This window comes from Pseudoduganella flava (assembly GCF_007830495.1).
Taxonomy (GTDB): Bacteria; Pseudomonadota; Gammaproteobacteria; order Burkholderiales; family Burkholderiaceae_D; genus Rugamonas; species Rugamonas flava.
Window position 1 is genome coordinate 168,871 of sequence record NZ_VLKW01000010.1, and the last position, 18,278, is coordinate 187,148.

The following is an 18,278-nucleotide window of genomic DNA, read 5'->3' on the forward strand; positions in this document are numbered from 1 at the left end:
CCTCCTCAGATCGGGTAGTGGCGTGGGGTCGTCTGCACCGTGATCCAGCGCAGGTCGGTGAACTCGGCGATGGCCGCCTTGCCGCCGAAGCGGCCGTAGCCGCTGGCCTTGACGCCGCCGAACGGCATCTGCGCTTCATCGTGCACGGTCGGACCGTTGATGTGGCAGATGCCCGATTCGATGCGGCGCGCCACCGCCATCGCACGGCCGATGTCGCGGCTGAACACGGCGGCGGACAGGCCATATTCGCTGTCGTTCGCCAGCGCGATCGCCTCCTCGTCCGTATCGAAGCGCACGATCGACACGATCGGGCCGAACGCCTCCTCGCGGTACACGGCCATCTCCGGCGTCACGCCGTCGACGATCGCCGGCTGCAGCAGGTTGCCGTCCGGCGCCGGGACGCCAGGCAGCACGGTGGCACCGCGCTCCACGGCATCGCGCACCATGCGCGCCACGCGCTCCGCGGCGGCCGGGTCCACCATGCCGGCCAGCGGCGCATCCGCATGGGCGGCCTTCAGCGTGGCCGCCTTGGCCGCGAACTTGTCGAGGAAGGCCGGGGCGATCTTGCGGTCGACGATGATGCGGTCGGCCGACATGCAGATCTGCCCCTGGTTGAAGAAGGCCGAGAACGCCGCCGCCTCGACGGCCGCATCCAGGTCCGCATCGTCCAGCACGACGACGGGGTTCTTGCCGCCCAGTTCCAGCAGCACGGGCTTCAAGTGCCGGGCCGCCTGCTGCGCGACGATGCGCCCCACGGCTGTTGAACCAGTGAAGTTAATGCGGCGCACGGCCGGGTGGGCGATCAGCCGCTCGACGACGGCCGCCGCATCATCCGGCGCATTGGTGATCACGTTGACGACGCCGGGCGGGAATCCCGCATCGTCGAACACGGTGCCGATCAGCCGGTGCAGCGCCGGGCATTGTTCGGAAGCCTTCAGGACCACGGTATTGCCGCAGGCGAGCGGCATCGCGACGGCGCGCGTGCCGAGGATCACGGGTGCATTCCACGGCGCGATGCCCAGCACCACGCCGCAAGGCTGGCGCACGCCCATCGCCAGCGAGCCGGGCACGTCGGACGGGATCACTTCGCCGGCCACCTGCGTCGTCATGCCGGCCGCTTCGCGCAGCATGTTCGCGGCAAGGGTCACATTGAACTGGTACCAGATCGGGCTGCCACCCGCTTCGCGCACACCGCGTGCGACGAATTCGGCGCGGTATTGTTCCATCGTGTCGGCCGCTTGCAGCAGCAGTGCGCGGCGTTCGCCCGGCGCCGTTGCAGCCCAGGCGGGAAAGGCGCGCTGCGCGGCGGCGCAAGCACGTTCGGCATCGTCGACGGTGGCGGCGGCTGCACGGGTGGCGGTGTCGCCGGTGGCGGGATCGCGGCGCTCGAACACGGCGCCGTTCGAAGCGGCGGACGGTTGCCCGTCCACCAGCAAATCGGTTGCAAACATCACAGGTCTCCTCTGCGGTTCGGATTGGCCGGCGGGTGCGTCGTGCGCCCCGCTCTTGTCGGCACTTTATGGGATCAGCGCTTGGAATCAGCGCTTGTACGCCTGCAGGCCGGGCTTGATCGTCTTATCGTCCAGGAACTGCTTCAAGCCTTCCTTGCGGCCCTTCTCGGGGTCGCGGTAGTTGGATTGGTCGGTCTTCGCGTACAGGTAATCCTCGCCCTGCTCCCACGTCAGCTCGCGGGCCCGCTTGAAGCCCTGCTTCGCGTAGCGCAGCACGACGGGGTTCTTCTCGAGCAGGTTGCGCGCCAGCGCCACGACGGCATCGCGCAGCTCCTCCTTCGGCACGCTGCGGTTGATCAGGCCCATCTCGGCGGCCTGGCGGCCCGTGAACGTCTCGCCCGTCATGATGTAGTACAGCGCCTGGCGGTGGCCCATCGTGTCGGCGACGGCCTTGCTGACGAGGTTCCCCGGCGGGATACCCCAGTTCACTTCGGACAGGCCGAACACGGCGTCGTCCGCCGCGATAGCCAGGTCGCAGGCGACCAGCGGCGAGAACGCGCCGCCGAAGCACCAGCCGTTCACCATCGCGATCGTCGCCTTGCTGTACATGCGCAAGAGCTTCCACTGCCACTGCGAGCAGTCGCGCCGCACGCGTTCCTGCATAATCTCCGGCTGGCCGTCCGTCTCGCGGAAGTACTCCTTCAAGTCCATGCCGGCCGACCACGATTCGCCGGCGCCCGTCAGCACGATCACCTGCGCGTCCTGGTCCATCTCAAGCGTTTCCAGCACATCGATCATTTCGCGGTTCAGCGTGGGGCTCATCGCATTGCGCTTTTCCGGACGGTTCAGCGTGATCCAGCCGATGCCATCGGCGACCTCCACCTTCACGGTCTGCCAGCGCGCTTCGTATTTCGACATCTACGTCTCCTTCGTTCTCGGGGTCGGGTTCTCGGTTCTTAGCTTGCAATGTGTATCAGGCACCCTGATATTAAGTTCATACTATACCGATGCCGGCGGCCATGCAAGCGCTATTTAGCCAACCTTCACTGGCAGATGAAACTGGCCGCGTCGTCGACGTTGCCGCCCGCGTAGGTCGCCACTTTCGGCCAGCTGCACAGCGGCCGCGTGCGGCCCGCCGGGATCGTGCCGATGCCGGGGTTGGCGGCGGCCGGGCGTGCCGTGGCGCGGATCGTCTCCGGTGCGATACCCTTCTCCACCCAGTCCACCAGCGCCCCCAGCATCTCGAACTGGTCGGTGGCCGGACCGCCGGAGCAATGGTTCATGCCGGGTACGGCGAACAGACGCGCGAACGCGGGCGTGTCGGCGTAATTGGCCTTCAGCGCGTCGAGCCATGCCACCGTATCGTCGAACGAGAACACGGGGTCGCTGACGCCGTGGTAGACGAGCACCTTGCCGCCGCGGCTGCGCAGCGTGTCGAGGTGGCCGGGGTTCGGCGGCGTCATGAACGCCATCGCCGACTCGCGGTACACATCGGTCGTCGCGTGGATCTTCGGCGCATCCGTCTCGAAGCTGTAGCGCAGCGCGTAGTCCAGCAACGTGGTGCCGGTGCCGGTCAGCACGGCGGGATCGGCCGGCGGCGTCGAGAAGATGTATGCCATCGACGGCGCTCCCAGTGTCGCGGTCAGGCCGGGTGCGGTGGCGCTGCCCAGCTTCCAGGCGCGCCAGCCGGAGGCCGCGATGCCGGGATCGTACGGCCACGCCGCATACAGCGCCGTGCCGGCCGCGTTCTTCGCACCCGCGTACACCTTCGCCAGCGCGCCCTTCTGCACGGCGGTCAGGCACGTGCCGTCCGCGGTGCCCGTGCAGGTGGGCACGTCCCGCTCCAGCGAGAACGCCTGCTGGCAGCGCGCCGTGGCGGCGACGATGCCGTCGGCCAGCCCATCGAGCGCGTCGCAGCGCTCCAGCACCTTGTTCGCCACCAGGCGCAGATCGGCGTCCGTGAAGCCGGCGCCGATGTTGGGCCGGCCGTCTGCGCCGCGCGGCGCGGCTTGCGCCAGTGCCTGCGCGTCATACATCTGCGCCACCGCCGCTTTCGGCAGGTTGTAGCCGGGCGCACCGGCCAGCACGCCGTCGTACTGGTCGCCGTAGCGGCTCGCCGCCACCAGCGCATGCCGGCCGCCGTTCGAGCAACCGGCGATGTAGGAACGGTCCGGGCCCTTGCCGTAAGCGGCGCGGATCAGGTGCTTCGCCATCGGCGTCAGCTGTGCCACGGCGTTGTAGCCATAGTCGAGCCGCGCCTGCGGATCGAGGCCATACACCTGGCCGGCGATCGCCGGCGGCCGCGTCGCATCCGGCACGTGGCCGGCGTCCGAACTGATCACCGCGTAGCCCTGCGCCAGCGCATTGCTCGTCGCGCCGCCGCCCGGCAGGTTGCCGAACGCGGCGTTGCCGCCCGTGATGCTGCCGTCGTTGCCGCCGTTCGCCTGGTAGAAGAAGCGGCCGTTCCAGTCGCGCGGCAGGCGCATCTCGAAGCCGATCGCGTACGGCCGGCCGTCGCTGCCGGTGCGTTCGTTGAGGCGGCCTTGCAGCACGCAATGCTCCGGCATCGGCACGCTCGCTCCGTTCAGCGTCTGCGTCACGCTGCCCGCCGGGGCCACGGTCGCCGCCGTGATCGTCATGCCGGCGTATGGCGCACGGGTTGCCAGGTCCGCGCAACTTGCCAGCTTGGCGCCACTGGCGGCAGCCAGCCGCGGGCCTTGCGCCACGACGGTATCGCCGCCGCAGCCGGGCAGCAACGCAACGCCGGCCAGTGCCAGCGCGGTGCGGGAAAGCGTGATCTGCATGAGGTCTCCTGTGTTATAGATCTTCTGCGGTCTTCTGGAAGGCGCGCCAGGCGATGATTGCCTTACAATGGCTCCCCCATTCACCACGCCGCGCCACGTCGGGGAATATCAAGTACCCTGATATTGTCTTCATATTAATGCCAGCTGTCCCGATTTGACAAGCAGATTGCCGATGCCGAAATCCAACGCCCAGAAACCGTCCGGCCTTGCCTACCTCGTGGGCCGCCTCGATCACGTGCTGAACCGCCGCCTGCGCGACAGCCTTGCCCCCTATGGCCTGACCGTGCCGCAATACACGGCGCTGACCGTGTTCCGGGCCCAGGGCTCGCTGTCGAACGCACAGCTGGCCGAGCGGACGATGGTGTCGCCGCAATCGGCCAACGAGATGGTCAAGGCGATGGAGGCACGGGGCTGGATCGAGCGCCGGCCGGACCCGTCGCATGGCCGCATCATCCAGATCAGCCTGACCGTCGCCGGCCACGCCGTGATGGAGCGTTGCGACGCCGAAGTGGTGAAAGTGGAGGCGCAGATGTTCCCCGAGCTGTCAGCCGAAGAGCGCCAGGCGCTGCATGGGGCGCTGCGTGGCGCGGTGCGCGCGCTCAGCGTGGACGGCAGTTGACGGGCACCCGCCGCACGCGAGGTTCCGCGTCACACCGCTGTCGCGAAAATCGCCGATAATGCACGCCTTTACAGGATCGCCCATGAACACCCGCATGACCCAACTCTCGATCATCGTCGCCGTCGACCGCAACCGCGGCATCGGCGTGCGCAACCAGCTGCCCTGGCACCTGCCGGAAGACCTGGCCCATTTCAAGCGGCTCACCACCGGCCACCCGATCGTCATGGGCCGCAAGACGTTCGATTCGATCGGCAAGCCGTTGCCGAACCGGCGCAGCATCGTCATCACGCGCGATCCGGCATGGCGCCATGAAGGCGTCGACGTCGTGCATTCGCTGGCCGACGCCGTCGCCCTCGTCGGCGGCGCGCCCGCCTTCGTGATCGGCGGCGCGCAGGTCTTTGGCGAGGCGCTGGACGTGGTGGACCGCCTGATCGTCACCGAAATCCACGAGGCGTTCGACTGCGACACGTTCCTGGCGCCGATCGACCCTGCCGTGTGGCGGGAAACGGAGCGCACCGCGCACCAGTCGGCAAGCGGGCTCGCGTTCGACATCGTCACCTATCAACGCAATCAGTAAGAAGGAACAGCATCATGTCGGGACACGGTTTCCACGTCCACGGACCGCACGATCACGCGGTCGAACACTCCGCCCACGGCAATGACAAATTCTCCGGAAATATCGCCGTCACGACCGCGATCCTCGCGACGATCGGCGCGCTGTTCGGCTACCAGGGCGGCGCCACGCAGAACGACGCGGCGATGTTCAAGAATAACGCGGCGATCGCGAAGACCGAGGCCGCGAACCGCTGGAACTATTACCAGGCCAAGTCGAACAAGCAGAACCTGGCCGAGCTGGCGATGACGTTGCCGAACGTCGATCCTGAAAAATACCGCGCCGACGTGGCCCGCTACAAGGCCGAGAAGGATGACATCAGGAAGGAGGCCGAGAAGTGGGAAGCCCAGTCGGCCGAATGGGACAAGAAGTCCGATACGGTGCTGCACCAGCACCACCAGTGGGCGCTGGCCACGACGGCCGAGCAGATCGCCATCGCGCTGGCCGCCATCACCTTGCTGACGCACCGCCGCTGGCTGCACATCGCCACGTACGTCGTCGCCGGGGCCGGCATCCTGCTGGGCATCTTCGCCTGGCTGCACGTCGATCCGCTGGGCGCCCTGCTGGGCAAGCTCGGTGGCGCCGCGGCCGGTGGACATTGAGTCATAATTTTTTTACCCCTGCGGTGCAAATTCTGCGAGAATCCCGTTTCTTTTTTTTGGCGCACCCAGCTCCGCTCCGGTAACGACTGAACCGGGGCGGTTCTTCTTTTTGGAGACATCATGAAATTTCGTTTCCCCATCGTCATTATTGACGAGGACTTCCGTTCCGAGAATTCGTCCGGCCTGGGCATCCGCGCCCTGGCCGCGGCGATGGAAAAGGAAGGCATGGAAGTGCTGGGTGTGACCAGCTATGTCGACCTCTCGCAGTTCGCCCAGCAGCAGTCGCGCGCCTCGGCCTTCATCCTGTCGATCGACGACGAGGAATTCGGCGGCGGTTCAAAGGAAGAGACGGACCACGCACTGAAGTCGCTGCGCGCGTTCGTCGAGGAGATCCGCTACAAGAACGCGGACATCCCGATCTACCTGTATGGCGAAACCCGCACGTCGCGCCACATCCCGAACGACATTCTGCGCGAGCTGCACGGCTTCATCCACATGTTCGAGGACACGCCGGAATTCGTCGCCCGCCACATCATCCGCGAGGCGAAGAGCTACCTGGACGGCTTGTCGCCGCCGTTCTTCCGCGCCCTCGTCCACTACGCGAACGACGGCTCGTATTCGTGGCACTGCCCCGGCCACTCGGGCGGCGTGGCGTTCCTGAAGTCGCCGATCGGCCAGATGTTCCACCAGTTCTTCGGCGAGAACATGCTGCGCGCCGACGTCTGCAACGCCGTCGAGGAGCTGGGCCAGCTGCTCGACCACACGGGCCCCGTGGCCGCGTCCGAGCGCAATGCCGCGCGCATCTACAACGCGGACCACTGCTACTTCGTCACCAACGGCACGTCCACGTCGAACAAGATGGTGTGGCATTCGACGGTGGCGCCGGGCGACATCGTCGTCGTCGACCGTAACTGCCACAAGTCGATCCTGCACTCGATCATCATGTGCGGCGCGATCCCGGTGTTCCTGATGCCGACCCGGAACCACCTGGGCATCATCGGCCCGATCCCGCTGGAAGAATTTTCGATGGAGTCGATCCAGAAGAAGATCGACAACAACCCGTTCGCGCGCGACGCGCAGAACAAGAAGCCGCGCATCCTGACGATCACGCAGTCCACCTACGACGGCGTGGTCTACAACGTGGAAGTGCTGCGCGAAATGCTGGACGGGAAGATCGACACGCTGCACTTCGACGAAGCATGGCTGCCGCACGCCACGTTCCACGACTTCTACAAGGACATGCACGCGATCGGCAAGGACCGCCCGCGCGCCAAAGAGTCGCTGATCTTCTCGACGCAATCGACGCACAAGCTGCTGGCCGGACTGTCGCAGGCTTCGCAGGTGCTGGTGCGCGATTCCGAGACCGTCAAGCTGGACAAGGACATGTTCAACGAGGCGTACCTGATGCACACGTCGACGTCGCCGCAGTATTCGATCATCGCTTCGTGCGACGTCGCGGCCGCGATGATGGAAGCGCCGGGTGGCACGGCCCTCGTCGAGGAATCGATCCTCGAGGCGCTGGACTTCCGCCGCGCGATGCGGAAGGTCGACGAGGAATGGGGCAGCGACTGGTGGTTCAAGGTGTGGGGCCCGGACCACTTCGCCGAGGAAGGCATCGGCACGCGCGAAGACTGGATCTTCAAGGCGGAAAGCAAGGAATGGCACGGCTTCGGCGACCTGGCGCCGGGCTTCAACATGCTGGACCCGATCAAGGCGACCATCGTCAACCCGGGCCTGTCGCTGGACGGCCAGTTCGCCGAATCCGGCATCCCTGCTTCGATCGTCACGAAGTACCTGGCGGAGCACGGCGTGATCGTCGAGAAGTGCGGCCTGTACTCGTTCTTCATCATGTTCACGATCGGCATCACGAAGGGCCGCTGGAACACGCTGTTGACCGCGCTGCAGCAGTTCAAGGACGACTACGACAAGAACCAGCCGCTGTGGCGCATCCTGCCCGAGTTCTCGCAGGCGAATCCGCGCTACGAGCAGATGGGCCTCCGGGACCTGTGCCAGCAGATTCACGACTTCTACAAGGCCTACGACGTGGCGCGCCTGACGACCGAGATGTATACGTCGTCGATGGTCCCGGCGATGAAGCCGTCCGACGCGTTCGCGAAGATGGCGCACCGCGAGATCGAGCGCGTGGCGATCGACGACCTGGAGGGCCGCATCACGTCGATCCTGCTGACGCCGTACCCGCCGGGCATTCCGCTGCTGATCCCGGGCGAGCGCTTCAACAAGACGATCGTCGACTACCTGCGTTTCGCCCGCGACTTCAACGAGCGCTTCCCCGGCTTCGAGACGGACGTGCACGGCCTCGTCAAGCGCGAAGTCAACGGCAAGCGCGATTACTTCGTCGACTGTGTGAGGCAGTAAGCTCCTTGCTAGGTACTGAACGAGGCGGCCTGCGGGCCGCCTTTTTTCTTGGCGCGACATGCGCGGCACCGGTCGAGCGAACCAATTCGGCGCGCCGGGAAATCGGCCAACGTGGTGGAAAGGATTTCGCCCGGCACGCAAGGCCGGGCGAAAACAGCGAACGAAAGTTCGCCGGGAGGGATCAGGCGGCGACTGCCACCGTCAAGGTCGCGACGTAGCCGTCGGTGGCGTTGCCCGTCACCGTGGCCAGCTGCAGCGCGTAGCCGTCGCTGAAGATGTTGTCGGTGGCGTAGCTGATCTGCGCCAGGTTGCGCACGCTGGCGCTGTAGCCTGTTGTGGCGTAGACCTCGTTCAACGTCGCCATCGGGAACGTGAACTGCGACGTCTTGACGCGGTTCGCCGCGCTCGTGGCCTTGGCCAGGCTGGCATACACCTCGAAGTGCACGTGCGGCATCCGGCCCGAATAGCAGCCGGGGAAGATCGTCGTGAACGTGATGTCGCCGTTCGCATCGGCCTCCTGCACGCCGCGCAGGTAGTTCTGGTTCGTCACGCCACTCGAGTACAGCGAGTAGTTGCCGTCGCGGTCGCAGTGCCACAGGTAGAGGGCGAACGCGTTCGCGGCCGCACAGTTGTTGTTGGCATTGACGATGTGCAGCTTGATCGTCAGCGGCACGCCGGCCGCGGTGCCGCTCATGCCGTTGAAGCTGCCGCGGATGTCGCTGCGCACGACACCGGTCTGCGTCAGCACGTTGACGACGCCGCTGCTGTTGCTGTTGGTGCCGTCGCCCGGGTACGGGCCGCCCGTCTCTTCCGGGATCACCGAGCAGCTGGAGCTGGTGCCGGTCGTCCCCGTGCCGGTACCGGTGGTGCCGGTGCCCGTGGTCCCCGTGGTCGTGCCGGTCGTGTCCGTGCTCGTCGTCGTGCTGGCGCTGGAATCGGTGGAGCTGCCGCCGCATCCGGCCACCGGCAGCGCCGCGGCGCCCGCCAGCAGCCAGCGCAACGACTGGCGCCGGTCGGCGGTGGCACCCAGCATCTTGCGCAGGTCTTCCTCGAGGCTGTGTCCGTGGTGTTCCATGGCTGGCTCCCCCACTATTTAAGCGCTGGTGTTGATAAGGTTGCCGCTGCTGCTGGCGGACGGCAGCTTGCTCGATAGCGCCTGCAGGAAGCTGGACAGCTGGGCCGACGAGTCGCTGCCGTCGCCGCCGAGCGCCGTCAGCAGGCTCTTGAACGAGCTTTCCAGCTCGCTGACACTGGTGTTGCTGGTGTCGGTCGTGGTATCGGTGGTGGTGCTGTCGGTGCTGTCGCTGCTGTCATCGCTGAGCTTCGAGATCAGGCTTTGCAGGTCGGACGCCAGCTTGCCGGGGCCGCCGCCCATGCCGGGACCACCCTGCGGCGGCTCACCGTACGGCGGCGGCGTGCCGCCGTCTTCGCCCTGCTGCGCGTGCAGCGCGCCCATCAGGTTCTCCAGGAAGGAGCCGAGCGCCTGCGCCGCGTTCGCGGTCGTATCGGTGGAAGTCGTCGTGTCGGTGCTGGTATCGGTGCTGGTCGAGTCGGTGCTCGTCGTGTCCGACGTGGTGCCGACGCCGATCGACTTCAGCGCGTCGGCAATGGCGCTGATCAAGCCGCCGCCATCGTCCGGCGGTGGCGGCCGGCGCGTGCCGCTGGTCTGCTGGGTGCCGGACGTCGACGACATACCCGACAGGCGGTTGGCATAGGCCAGCTGGCTGGCGGCACTGGAAGTGAGCGAACTGATGGTCATGGTGTCTCCTTTGGATTAGTGGTTGCCCGGGCGGCCCGGTGCGCGGTTGTCGGGACGGTCTTCACGACCGCGGTCGTTGCGGCGCTCATCCAGCGCCTTGCGCTGCTCTGCCGTCAGCACGGCCAGCACCTTCTGTTCGGTGCGCAGCTGCGCCAGCGTGACGTTCGCCTCAGCCTGGGCGGCGGCCTGTGCCAGCTTCGCGGCGGCGGCATCGTCGAAGTTCGCGGCGCCATGCAGCTCGGCCAGCGCACGCTCGGCCTTGATGCGGGCCTTCATCTGGTCGCGCAGGTATGGCACCTGGCCATGGGCGATCGCGAAGATCTTGTCCTGCTGCGCCTCGGTCAGCTCGATGCCGCGCAGGTAAGGCGGCACGGCTGCGAAGCCCATCGGGCCGAAGCCGCGGCCGGGGCCGAAGCCGTGGCCGCGCGGGCCATCCATGTCCTCGCCTTCGCGAAGACCCTCGTGCATCGCCGGCGGAGGTCCGCGGCGGTCGTCCGCACGGGGGCCGTGCTCCGGCGCGCCGGCTGCCTCGTCGCCGGCGCTGTCCGCACCGCCGGCACGGTCGGCCCACGCCGCCGCGGGCAGCGCCAGCGCGGCGGCAAGCAGGAATCGTTGCAGTATTTGTTGTTTGGTTTTCATCAGCGGTCCTTCGGTGACATGGGAGCCGCCATTCTCCGTTTCCCCTATGTAAAGCGCGGTAAGAGGCACGTAAATCCATGTAAAGAGCACGGCTGTAAATCCGGGTAAATAGCCGCCGTCCGGCCGCGGCGGGCTGCTATCATGGCCGCTTCTGTTAATTCCACGAAGCTGTATGAGCAAGGTTCTGCTGATAGACGACGATGTCGAACTGGTCGGGATGTTCCAGGAATACCTGGAGCAGGAAGGGTTCGAGGTCAAGACGGCCAACGACGGCGAAGCCGGTACCGCGGCCGCGCTGACGGGCCAGTACGCGATCGCGATTCTCGATGTGATGATGCCGCGGATGAATGGCCTGGAAACGCTGCGCCGCATCCGCGCCGCCAGCCGCATGCCGATCCTGATGCTGACGGGCCGCGGCGACGATACCGACCGCATCGTCGGCCTGGAACTGGGCGCCGACGATTACGTGACGAAGCCGTGCACGCCGCGTGAGTTGACGGCGCGCATCCGTGCGATCCTGCGCCGCACGCAGGGCTCGCCGATGGACCAGCTGGCGTCGGCGCCGCTCGTCGTCGGCCAGCTGACGATGTGGCCGGAACAGCGCCGCGCCTCATGGGCCGGCACGACCCTCGAGCTGACCAGCACGGAGTTCAACCTGCTGGAAGTCCTGGCGCGCAACGCGGGCAAGCCGGTCAGCAAGAACACGTTGTCCGAACAGGGCCTGGGCCGGCCGATGGCGCGCTTCGACCGCAATATCGACGTGCACCTGTCCAGCCTGCGGCACAAGCTGGGCACCCTGGCCGACGGCCGGTCCTGCCTGCAAACCGTGTACCGGATGGGTTACCAGCTGATCAAGGACTGACGTGGGGCGCCTGTTCTGGAAGTTCTTCCTGTGTATCCTGCTGGCGCAGATCGCGGCGACGGTGGGCATCGGCGGCGCCGTGTGGCTGAAGAACCGCGCGGCCGAACAAGGCAGGCGCCTGGACATCGACACCAGTCCGCCGGCCCAGCTGGCGATCGAATCGGCCGTCGCGACGCTGCAATTCGGCGGGCCGCAAGCGCTGGCGCGGCTGCTGGAAAACATGGAGCGGCACCGCGTGTTCGCCGTCGACGAACACGGCAAGGAACTGCTGGGCCGCATCGTCAACCCGGCCGCCGTGGCCGAGGCGCGCGCCCTGCTCGCCAAGGGTGATACCCGCGTCGTGCGCCGCCTCGCTTTGCCGAACGGCCAGCACTACCTGCTGTTCCTGCCTTCCCGTGAGCGCCAGCGCGGCCTGAACGACGATGCGCGGCCGCTGCTGGCCGGCGCCGGCCTGCCGATCGCGCAGATGGTGGAGCGGCGCGGACCGCCGCGCGACGGTGGCCCGCCGCCCGGCTCCCCTGGCGACCGCGCCGGACAGCCGCCGCCGGGCCAGCCGGGCGCCGGCCCGCAACCGGGCCCCGGCGGCCAGTTCGACCCGGACGGCCCGCGTGGCCCCCGCTTCCAGCCGCTGACGCCGTTCGTGCCGCTGGCCGCCGCCCTGCTCGCAAGCCTGCTGTTCGCCGCGCTGCTCGCGTGGTATTTCTCGCGCCCGATCCGCTCGCTGCGGCAAGCATTCGAAGCCGCGTCGCAAGGCGACCTGGCGCCCCGCTTCACGCACGCCGGCACGGGCCGCGGCGACGAGTTGACGGACCTTGGCCGCGACTTCGACCGCATGACGGCGCGCCTCTCCAGCCTGATGGATGGCCAGACCCGGCTGCTGCACGATGTGTCCCACGAACTGCGCTCCCCGCTGGCCCGGCTGCAGGCAGCGATCGGCCTGGCGCACCAGAACCCGGAACGGATCAGCGCCTCGCTGGAACGCATCGAGCGCGAAAGCATGCGGATGGATAAGCTGGTGGACGAGCTGCTGACGTTATCGCGCCTGGAAGCGGGTGCGCTGCCCGGCGCCAAGGAAGAGATCAACGCGGCCGAGCTGCTCGACCAGATCGTCGGCGATGCGCAGTTCGAAGCAACGGCGCAGGGCCGCGTCGTCGAAGCCGCGGGCACGCCGGACGTGGTGCTGCTCGGCCAGCCTGACCTGTTGACGCGGGCGATCGAGAACGTCGTGCGCAACGCGATCAAGCACAGCCCGGCGGGCGGCACCGTCGTCGTCGAAAGTACCGCGCGCGGTGCCGAGCTGCGCATCCGAGTGCTCGACCGCGGGCCGGGTGTCGCACCGGAAGACCTGCAGACGATCTTCGAGCCATTCTTCCGCAGCAGCGGCACGCAGAAGGACGTCGAAGGCCACGGCCTGGGGCTGGCGATCGCGCGCCACGTCGTGCAGCAGCATGGCGGCGCGATCGCCGCTTACAATCGCGATGGCGGCGGGTTGTGCGTGGAGATTACGCTGCCGCTGGATTGAAGCAGGGGCGCCTGCCGAATCCGCTATCGCATGCTTTCACCCCAACGGCAAAGGCTGGGGTCAGACCCGCCGGGTCTGACCCCGGGGTTTCGGTCTAGGGTTTGCCTTCCGCCGAGTGTGGCCCTTTACCTATGCTTTCGGCAACGTCACGCCGCGCTGGCCTTGGTACTTGCCGTTGCGGTCCTTGTACGACGTTTCGCACACTTCATCGCTCTCGAAGAACAGCACCTGCGCGCAGCCTTCGCCCGCGTAGATCTTGGCCGGCAGCGGCGTCGTGTTCGAGAACTCCAGGGTCACGTAACCTTCCCATTCGGGTTCGAACGGCGTCACGTTGACGATGATGCCGCAGCGCGCATACGTCGACTTGCCCAGGCAGACCGTCAGCACGTTGCGGGGAATGCGGAAGTACTCGATCGTGCGCGCCAGCGCGAACGAATTCGGGGGAATGATGCAGACGTCGCTCTTCACGTCGACGAACGAATTCGAGTCGAAGTTCTTCGGGTCGACGATCGTGCTGTTGATGTTCGTGAAGACCTTGAATTCATCGGCGCAGCGGATGTCGTAGCCATACGACGACGTGCCGAACGAGATCACCTTGCGGCCATCGACCGCGCGCACCTGGCCCGGCTCGTAGGGCTCGATCATTCCATGTTCTTCCGCCATCTTGCGGATCCATTTGTCGCTTTTAATCGTCATCGTCAGGCTGTTTTCATTGGTTGCGGGAGCGGTTTTGCCGCGTTGCCGCGATTTTACGCGATCCGCGCCCCCTGCTACAGGCTTTTGCGCGGATTTATGCCTGGCGCTGCTCGCCGCAGAGCGCCAGCGCGGGGCCCAGCAGGTCGCAGGCCATATCGCGCACCGCCTGCGCCGTCAGCAGCGGAAACTCCATCGGGAACAAGTGCCCGCCCGGCATCACGCGGAAATGCCGGCCGACCAGCGCCTTCGTGGCGCCAAGGCCCGCCTGCCGGTTCTCGGCCGAGATGCGTCCGGCCAGGTAGCCGACCGGTACCGGGAACGTGCCGGCCACCAGCGTGCCGATATGGTGCGGCAGCGTGCGATACACGGCCGTTTCCACCTCACGCGAGAAGCGCAGCTGCACCCCTTCCGGATGGGGCTTCAATCCCGCATCGAGATAATCCTGCAGCACGCCCGGCGCCCACGCGGCAAACAGTTCCTTGCTGGCGTAGTGGCGCAGCGCTTCGGCTTCGTTGGCCCACACATTGCGGCGCCGCACCGAGTAGCGCGACGGCGAGTAGCGATCTTCCGCGCCGAGGCGTTTGATCAGCCGCCATGCCCAGGCCCGCCAGCCGGCGACGACGGGCGAATCCAGCATGATCACGCAGCGCGCCAGTTCCGGACGCCGCGCCGCGGCCATCAGGCTGAGCATCCCGCCCAGCGAGTGGCCGACGAGGATCACCGGCTCGCCGTGATAGCGCGCTTCCAGCTCGGCCACCAGCTCGTCGACCAGCTCGTGCCAGCCGTCGCGCACGGGATACGCGGGATTGTGAGCGTGCATGTCCAGCGCCTGCACGTCGAAATCCGCGCGCAGCGCGTCGAACAGTTGACGGTACGTGCCGGCGGGGTAGCTGTTGGCGTGGGCGAAGTGCAGGATCGGTTTCATGGTGGGGACGGGTAAGCGCTGTCGCATTCTAACCGACATTGCTGAAGCACTTTTCCGTCGGAATTGGTCTTATCCGATCGACAATAACACCACCAGCGGTCCGGCACAACGGGGCGGTTCCGTCAGCGGTCATACCAGTAGCGCGGATGGACTGTGCGGTACGCGGTCGCCGTGATGTCGGCGCCCAGCTCCACCTCCACGGCGCCCGCGCCATCCGTGCGCAACCGCTGCGCGCCGATGCTGCCATAGCGCGCGTACACCTCGCCTTTTGGATGCCGATACCGGTTACGATATCCCACCTGGAAGATCGCGATGCGTGGCCGTACGGCGGCCAGGAAGGCCGGCGTCGACGACGTGCCACTGCCATGGTGCGGCGCCAGCAGCACATCCGCGCGCAAGCCGTCACCATGACGCGCCACCAGTTCGGCTTCCTGCGCCGCCTCGATATCGCCGGGCAGCAGTACCGTGCCGCCGGGTGCCGCGATGCGCAACGTGCAGCTGCGCGCGTTGGTCTTCAGGCCCGCGTCGGCATAGCTGGCCGCACCCGGGTGCAGCATCTCGAAACGTACACCATCCCATTCCCAGTGCTGGCCCGCCACGCAATGCGCGTGCGACGCGGCGGCGCGGGCGATCCGGTGGCCGGGGCCCAGCGACGACAGGACCCAGTTCACCCGCGTATTCGCCAGCAACGTCAGCGCGCCGCCCGCATGGTCGGCATCCGCATGGCTGACGACGAGGCCATCGAGCCGGCCGATGCCCCGTGCGCGCAGGTAAGGCACGATCACGCGCCCGCCCGCATCCGCCTCCGGGCCATACGCGGGTCCCGTGTCGTACAGCAGCCGGTGACCGGCCGTCTCGACCAGCACGGCCATGCCCTGCCCCACGTCGAGCGCGGTGATGCGCAAGGTGCCGGGCCGCGGCGCGTCCGCGGGCGCCGTCAGCAAGGGCACCCACGTGAACACGCCCAGCCAGCGCACGGGCCAGCCGCGCGGCGCCAGCAGCCACGCCGTGCCGGCCAGCGCAAACGCGAACAGCCACCACGGCGGCGCCGGCGCCTGCCACACGGCGAGCGGCGCGGTGCTGCACCATCGCAGCAGCACGGCCAGCGCGCGCATCGTTTCATGGGCCGCTACCAGCAGCGGGCTTGAGAACGGATCGGGCAGCACGCCGCCAGCCAGCGCCAGCGGCGTGACGACAAAGCTGACCACCGGAATCGCAATCGCGTTCGCCAGCGGGCTGACGAGCGACACCTGCGCGAACAGCAGCAGCGTCAGCGGCACGAGGCCCAGCGTCACCGCGTACTGCGTGCCGACCGCCGCCTGTAGTGCGCGCATGCCGCGCTGCCGACGGGTGAGCGGCTTGCCGCGTCGCTCGTCCTCGTCCGCCGCATCCGGATTGCCGGGGTTCTTGACGATCTGCGTACGGCCCACTGACGCATACAGGATCGCGCCCACGGCGCCGAACGACAGCCAGAAGCCCGGCCACATCACGGCCCACGGATCAAGCAGCACGACGATGCCGGCCGCCAGCGCCAGCACGTGCGATACGCTGGTGGCCCGGTCCGTCCACACGGCCAGCGCGACGACGGCCAGCATGTACAGGGTGCGCTGCGCCGGCACGCCGAAGCCGGCCAGCAGCACGTAGCCGAACGCCGCCAGCATGCCGGCCAGCGCCGCCGCCTTCTGCGCGGGCAGCCGCAGCGGCAGCCGGACGCCGCGCACGAAGAACGAGCGGCGCCACAGGGCGGACATCAGCCATGCGGCCAGCCCGGCGATCATTGTGATGTGCAGGCCGGAAATCGACACGAGGTGGCTGATGCCGGTGCGGTTGAACACCTGCCAGTCCGACTGGTCGATGTCGCGCTGGTCGCCGACCACCAGCGCGACGATCACTCCCGCGTACTCCCGCCCGACCAAGGCGCGCTCGATGCGCGCGCGCAGCAGCCAGCGCAGGCGCTCCACCGCATGCGGCAACGTGAACACGAAGGTATTCAGACGCTGCTGCGGTCCATCCGGCCGCACGTAGCCGGTGGCGCGGATGCGCTGTTCCAGCAGCCACAGCTCGTAATCGAAGCCGTGCGGATTCGCATTGCCGTGCGGCCGCTGCAGCCGCACCTTCAGGCGCCAGCGCTCGCCCGGCCGCAGCGCGGGCACGGGCGCTTCCTGCCCGCGCAGGTTGCCGTACCAGGACAGCGCGACGCGCGGCGGCACGACGATGCCGTCGGCCTGTTCGACGTCCAGCTGGAAGCGGGTGAACTGGCTGTTCGCCACCGGCAGGTCGGCGATGGTGCCGACGACGACCACGTCGCGGCCCTCGTCCGCCTTGGCCAGGCCGGCGGACAGCGCATCGGCCGCCACCAGCGCGGCCCACATGCAGCCGATGCCGGCACCGCAGGCAAACAATGCGGCGCAGCGTCCGCGCACATCAAACCGCCAGCCGATCAGCGCGGCCAGCACCAGCAGTACCAGCAGCCAGGCCAACGGATGGGCGGGTAACGCGGCGCGCGTCTGCAGGAACGCGGCGCCGGCGACGAAACCAAGGATGGAGCTGCGCATGCCACCTCACAGGAGAGCGGCACGCCGTGGATGGATGCGGTGCGCCGGGCGCTACGTCCCTGTCAGGGCGCGCAGCCGAGGCATTACGATATGCGCGTTCGCCGTCGTGGCGCGTTGAAGTTCGTCAAGCGGGATGCCGCGCAGTTGCGCCAGCACGTCGGCGATCGCCGGCACCTGGTCCGGCGTGTTGACGCCGGGGTGCAGCCAGTGTGGCGCGATGTCCGGTGCATCCGTCTCCATCACGATGCTGTCCAGCGGCAGCTGTTCGGCGAGCCTGCGGATCTGCAATGCTCGTGTAAAAGTGACATTGCCGCCGAAGCCCAGCTTGAAGCCGACGTCGATGTAGCCCTGCGCCTGCTGGAAGCTGCCGTTGAACGCATGGGCGATGCCGCCGGCCGGCGGGATCTGCCGCACGTGCTTCAGTACCTGATCCTGCGACTTGCGCACGTGCGTCAGCACGGGCAGGCCGAATTCACGGGCGATCTTCAGCTGCTCCCGGAAGAACAGGATCTGCTTGTCGCGCATCGCCGGCTCGCACAGTTCAGGGAGGAAGAAGTCCAGCCCCACCTCGCCGATCGCGACGAAGTTCGGATCGTCCAGCGCCGCGCGCACCGCATCGCGCATCGCCACCAGGTCGTCCTCGGTAGCGCGCGGCACGCAGATCGGGTGGATGCCGATCGCGTAGCTGGCATTGGCGGCGCTGGCCGCCAGGTCGCGCACGGCCGGCCAGTTATTCCGGTCGATCGCCGGAATGACGATCATGCCCACGCCCCGCTCCGCGGCACGGGCGGCGACGCCGAGCGAGTCGCCGCCGAACTCGCGCGCATCCAGGTGGCAGTGGGTGTCGATCCACAT

At 67.5% G+C, this 18,278-nt stretch carries 16 protein-coding genes; 6 read left to right on the forward strand and 10 right to left on the reverse strand.

Features of this window, described 5'->3' with window-relative positions; translation table 11 throughout:
- Positions 1 to 5: 5 nt before the first annotated feature.
- The 3 genes from IP92_RS22830 to IP92_RS22840 all read right to left on the reverse strand — a co-directional run bounded on the left by IP92_RS22830 (position 6) and on the right by IP92_RS22840 (position 4,255).
- Positions 6 to 1,451 carry an aldehyde dehydrogenase gene (locus IP92_RS22830; protein WP_145879543.1) on the reverse strand — a complete coding sequence of 482 codons (1,446 nt, stop codon included), beginning with the start codon at positions 1,449 to 1,451 and terminating at the stop codon, positions 6 to 8.
- Between the two features lie 87 nt (positions 1,452 to 1,538).
- Complete coding sequence (locus tag IP92_RS22835; RefSeq protein ID WP_145879546.1) at positions 1,539 to 2,369, reverse strand: p-hydroxycinnamoyl CoA hydratase/lyase; 831 nt, start codon at positions 2,367 to 2,369, stop codon at positions 1,539 to 1,541.
- Between the two features lie 125 nt (positions 2,370 to 2,494).
- A complete protein-coding gene (locus IP92_RS22840; RefSeq protein ID WP_145879548.1) occupies positions 2,495 to 4,255 on the reverse strand; it encodes a tannase/feruloyl esterase family alpha/beta hydrolase in 1,761 nt (586 codons plus the stop codon).
- Between the two features lie 172 nt (positions 4,256 to 4,427).
- Here IP92_RS22840 and IP92_RS22845 point away from each other — a divergent pair, with 172 nt between their 5' ends.
- The 4 genes from IP92_RS22845 to IP92_RS22860 all read left to right on the forward strand — a co-directional run bounded on the left by IP92_RS22845 (position 4,428) and on the right by IP92_RS22860 (position 8,465).
- Positions 4,428 to 4,874, forward strand: coding sequence for a MarR family winged helix-turn-helix transcriptional regulator (locus IP92_RS22845; RefSeq protein ID WP_145879550.1), 447 nt, complete (start codon positions 4,428 to 4,430; stop codon positions 4,872 to 4,874).
- An 82-nt stretch (positions 4,875 to 4,956) separates the two neighbouring features.
- The gene (locus IP92_RS22850; protein ID WP_145879552.1) at positions 4,957 to 5,451 is read left to right on the forward strand and encodes a dihydrofolate reductase; all 495 of its coding nucleotides are present in this window, start codon (positions 4,957 to 4,959) and stop codon (positions 5,449 to 5,451) included.
- Positions 5,452 to 5,465: 14 nt separating this feature from the next.
- Entirely contained in the window at positions 5,466 to 6,089 is a 624-nt protein-coding gene (locus IP92_RS22855; protein ID WP_145879554.1) for a DUF4337 domain-containing protein, read from the forward strand.
- A 120-nt stretch (positions 6,090 to 6,209) separates the two neighbouring features.
- Complete coding sequence (locus IP92_RS22860; RefSeq protein ID WP_145879556.1) at positions 6,210 to 8,465, forward strand: arginine/lysine/ornithine decarboxylase; 2,256 nt, start codon at positions 6,210 to 6,212, stop codon at positions 8,463 to 8,465.
- Between the two features lie 181 nt (positions 8,466 to 8,646).
- On the opposite strand, the gene IP92_RS22865 is transcribed toward IP92_RS22860, so the two are convergent.
- Genes IP92_RS22865 through IP92_RS22875 form a run of 3 tightly spaced genes read right to left on the reverse strand, consistent with a single transcriptional unit; the run spans position 8,647 to position 10,863 of the window.
- Positions 8,647 to 9,540 carry a peptidase associated/transthyretin-like domain-containing protein gene (locus tag IP92_RS22865; RefSeq protein WP_145879558.1) on the reverse strand — a complete coding sequence of 298 codons (894 nt, stop codon included), beginning with the start codon at positions 9,538 to 9,540 and terminating at the stop codon, positions 8,647 to 8,649.
- An 18-nt stretch (positions 9,541 to 9,558) separates the two neighbouring features.
- On the reverse strand, positions 9,559 to 10,224 hold the full coding sequence (locus tag IP92_RS22870; protein WP_145879560.1) for a hypothetical protein: 666 nt from the start codon (positions 10,222 to 10,224) through the stop codon (positions 9,559 to 9,561).
- 15 nt (positions 10,225 to 10,239) lie between these two features.
- A complete protein-coding gene (locus tag IP92_RS22875; RefSeq protein WP_145879563.1) occupies positions 10,240 to 10,863 on the reverse strand; it encodes a Spy/CpxP family protein refolding chaperone in 624 nt (207 codons plus the stop codon).
- A gap of 172 nt (positions 10,864 to 11,035) precedes the next feature.
- On the opposite strand from IP92_RS22875, the gene IP92_RS22880 reads away from it, so the two are divergent.
- Positions 11,036 to 11,725 (forward strand): response regulator transcription factor, encoded by a 690-nt coding sequence (locus IP92_RS22880; RefSeq protein ID WP_145879566.1) that lies wholly within the window; start codon positions 11,036 to 11,038, stop codon positions 11,723 to 11,725.
- Position 11,726: 1 nt separating this feature from the next.
- A complete protein-coding gene (locus tag IP92_RS22885) occupies positions 11,727 to 13,247 on the forward strand; it encodes a HAMP domain-containing sensor histidine kinase (RefSeq protein ID WP_145879568.1) in 1,521 nt (506 codons plus the stop codon).
- A gap of 129 nt (positions 13,248 to 13,376) precedes the next feature.
- Here IP92_RS22885 and dcd read toward each other — a convergent pair whose 3' ends face one another.
- From dcd to IP92_RS22905, 4 genes are all read right to left on the reverse strand, one after another.
- The gene (gene dcd, locus IP92_RS22890; protein WP_145879571.1) at positions 13,377 to 13,943 is read right to left on the reverse strand and encodes a dCTP deaminase; all 567 of its coding nucleotides are present in this window, start codon (positions 13,941 to 13,943) and stop codon (positions 13,377 to 13,379) included.
- Positions 13,944 to 14,037: 94 nt separating this feature from the next.
- Positions 14,038 to 14,868, reverse strand: coding sequence for an alpha/beta fold hydrolase (locus IP92_RS22895; protein ID WP_145879574.1), 831 nt, complete (start codon positions 14,866 to 14,868; stop codon positions 14,038 to 14,040).
- A 122-nt stretch (positions 14,869 to 14,990) separates the two neighbouring features.
- On the reverse strand, positions 14,991 to 17,423 hold the full coding sequence (locus IP92_RS22900) for a DNA internalization-related competence protein ComEC/Rec2 (protein ID WP_145879576.1): 2,433 nt from the start codon (positions 17,421 to 17,423) through the stop codon (positions 14,991 to 14,993).
- A 51-nt stretch (positions 17,424 to 17,474) separates the two neighbouring features.
- Positions 17,475 to 18,278 (reverse strand): TatD family hydrolase, encoded by an 804-nt coding sequence (locus tag IP92_RS22905; protein WP_145879578.1) that lies wholly within the window; start codon positions 18,276 to 18,278, stop codon positions 17,475 to 17,477.

What these genes read in the sequence shown, in the direction of transcription:
- dcd (WP_145879571.1), bottom strand. Translation starts at nt 13,943, where the DNA reads ATGACGATTAAAAGCGACAAATGGATCCGCAAGATGGCGGAAGAACAT.
- IP92_RS22870 (WP_145879560.1), bottom strand. Translation starts at nt 10,224, where the DNA reads ATGACCATCAGTTCGCTCACTTCCAGTGCCGCCAGCCAGCTGGCCTAT.
- IP92_RS22860 (WP_145879556.1), top strand. Translation starts at nt 6,210, where the DNA reads ATGAAATTTCGTTTCCCCATCGTCATTATTGACGAGGACTTCCGTTCC.
- IP92_RS22880 (WP_145879566.1), top strand. Translation starts at nt 11,036, where the DNA reads ATGAGCAAGGTTCTGCTGATAGACGACGATGTCGAACTGGTCGGGATG.
- IP92_RS22850 (WP_145879552.1), top strand. Translation starts at nt 4,957, where the DNA reads ATGAACACCCGCATGACCCAACTCTCGATCATCGTCGCCGTCGACCGC.
- IP92_RS22840 (WP_145879548.1), bottom strand. Translation starts at nt 4,255, where the DNA reads ATGCAGATCACGCTTTCCCGCACCGCGCTGGCACTGGCCGGCGTTGCG.
- IP92_RS22845 (WP_145879550.1), top strand. Translation starts at nt 4,428, where the DNA reads ATGCCGAAATCCAACGCCCAGAAACCGTCCGGCCTTGCCTACCTCGTG.
- IP92_RS22895 (WP_145879574.1), bottom strand. Translation starts at nt 14,868, where the DNA reads ATGAAACCGATCCTGCACTTCGCCCACGCCAACAGCTACCCCGCCGGC.
- IP92_RS22830 (WP_145879543.1), bottom strand. Translation starts at nt 1,451, where the DNA reads ATGTTTGCAACCGATTTGCTGGTGGACGGGCAACCGTCCGCCGCTTCG.
- IP92_RS22855 (WP_145879554.1), top strand. Translation starts at nt 5,466, where the DNA reads ATGTCGGGACACGGTTTCCACGTCCACGGACCGCACGATCACGCGGTC.
- IP92_RS22875 (WP_145879563.1), bottom strand. Translation starts at nt 10,863, where the DNA reads ATGAAAACCAAACAACAAATACTGCAACGATTCCTGCTTGCCGCCGCG.
- IP92_RS22900 (WP_145879576.1), bottom strand. Translation starts at nt 17,423, where the DNA reads ATGCGCAGCTCCATCCTTGGTTTCGTCGCCGGCGCCGCGTTCCTGCAG.
- IP92_RS22905 (WP_145879578.1), bottom strand. Translation starts at nt 18,278, where the DNA reads ATGTGGATCGACACCCACTGCCACCTGGATGCGCGCGAGTTCGGCGGC.
- IP92_RS22835 (WP_145879546.1), bottom strand. Translation starts at nt 2,369, where the DNA reads ATGTCGAAATACGAAGCGCGCTGGCAGACCGTGAAGGTGGAGGTCGCC.
- IP92_RS22865 (WP_145879558.1), bottom strand. Translation starts at nt 9,540, where the DNA reads ATGGAACACCACGGACACAGCCTCGAGGAAGACCTGCGCAAGATGCTG.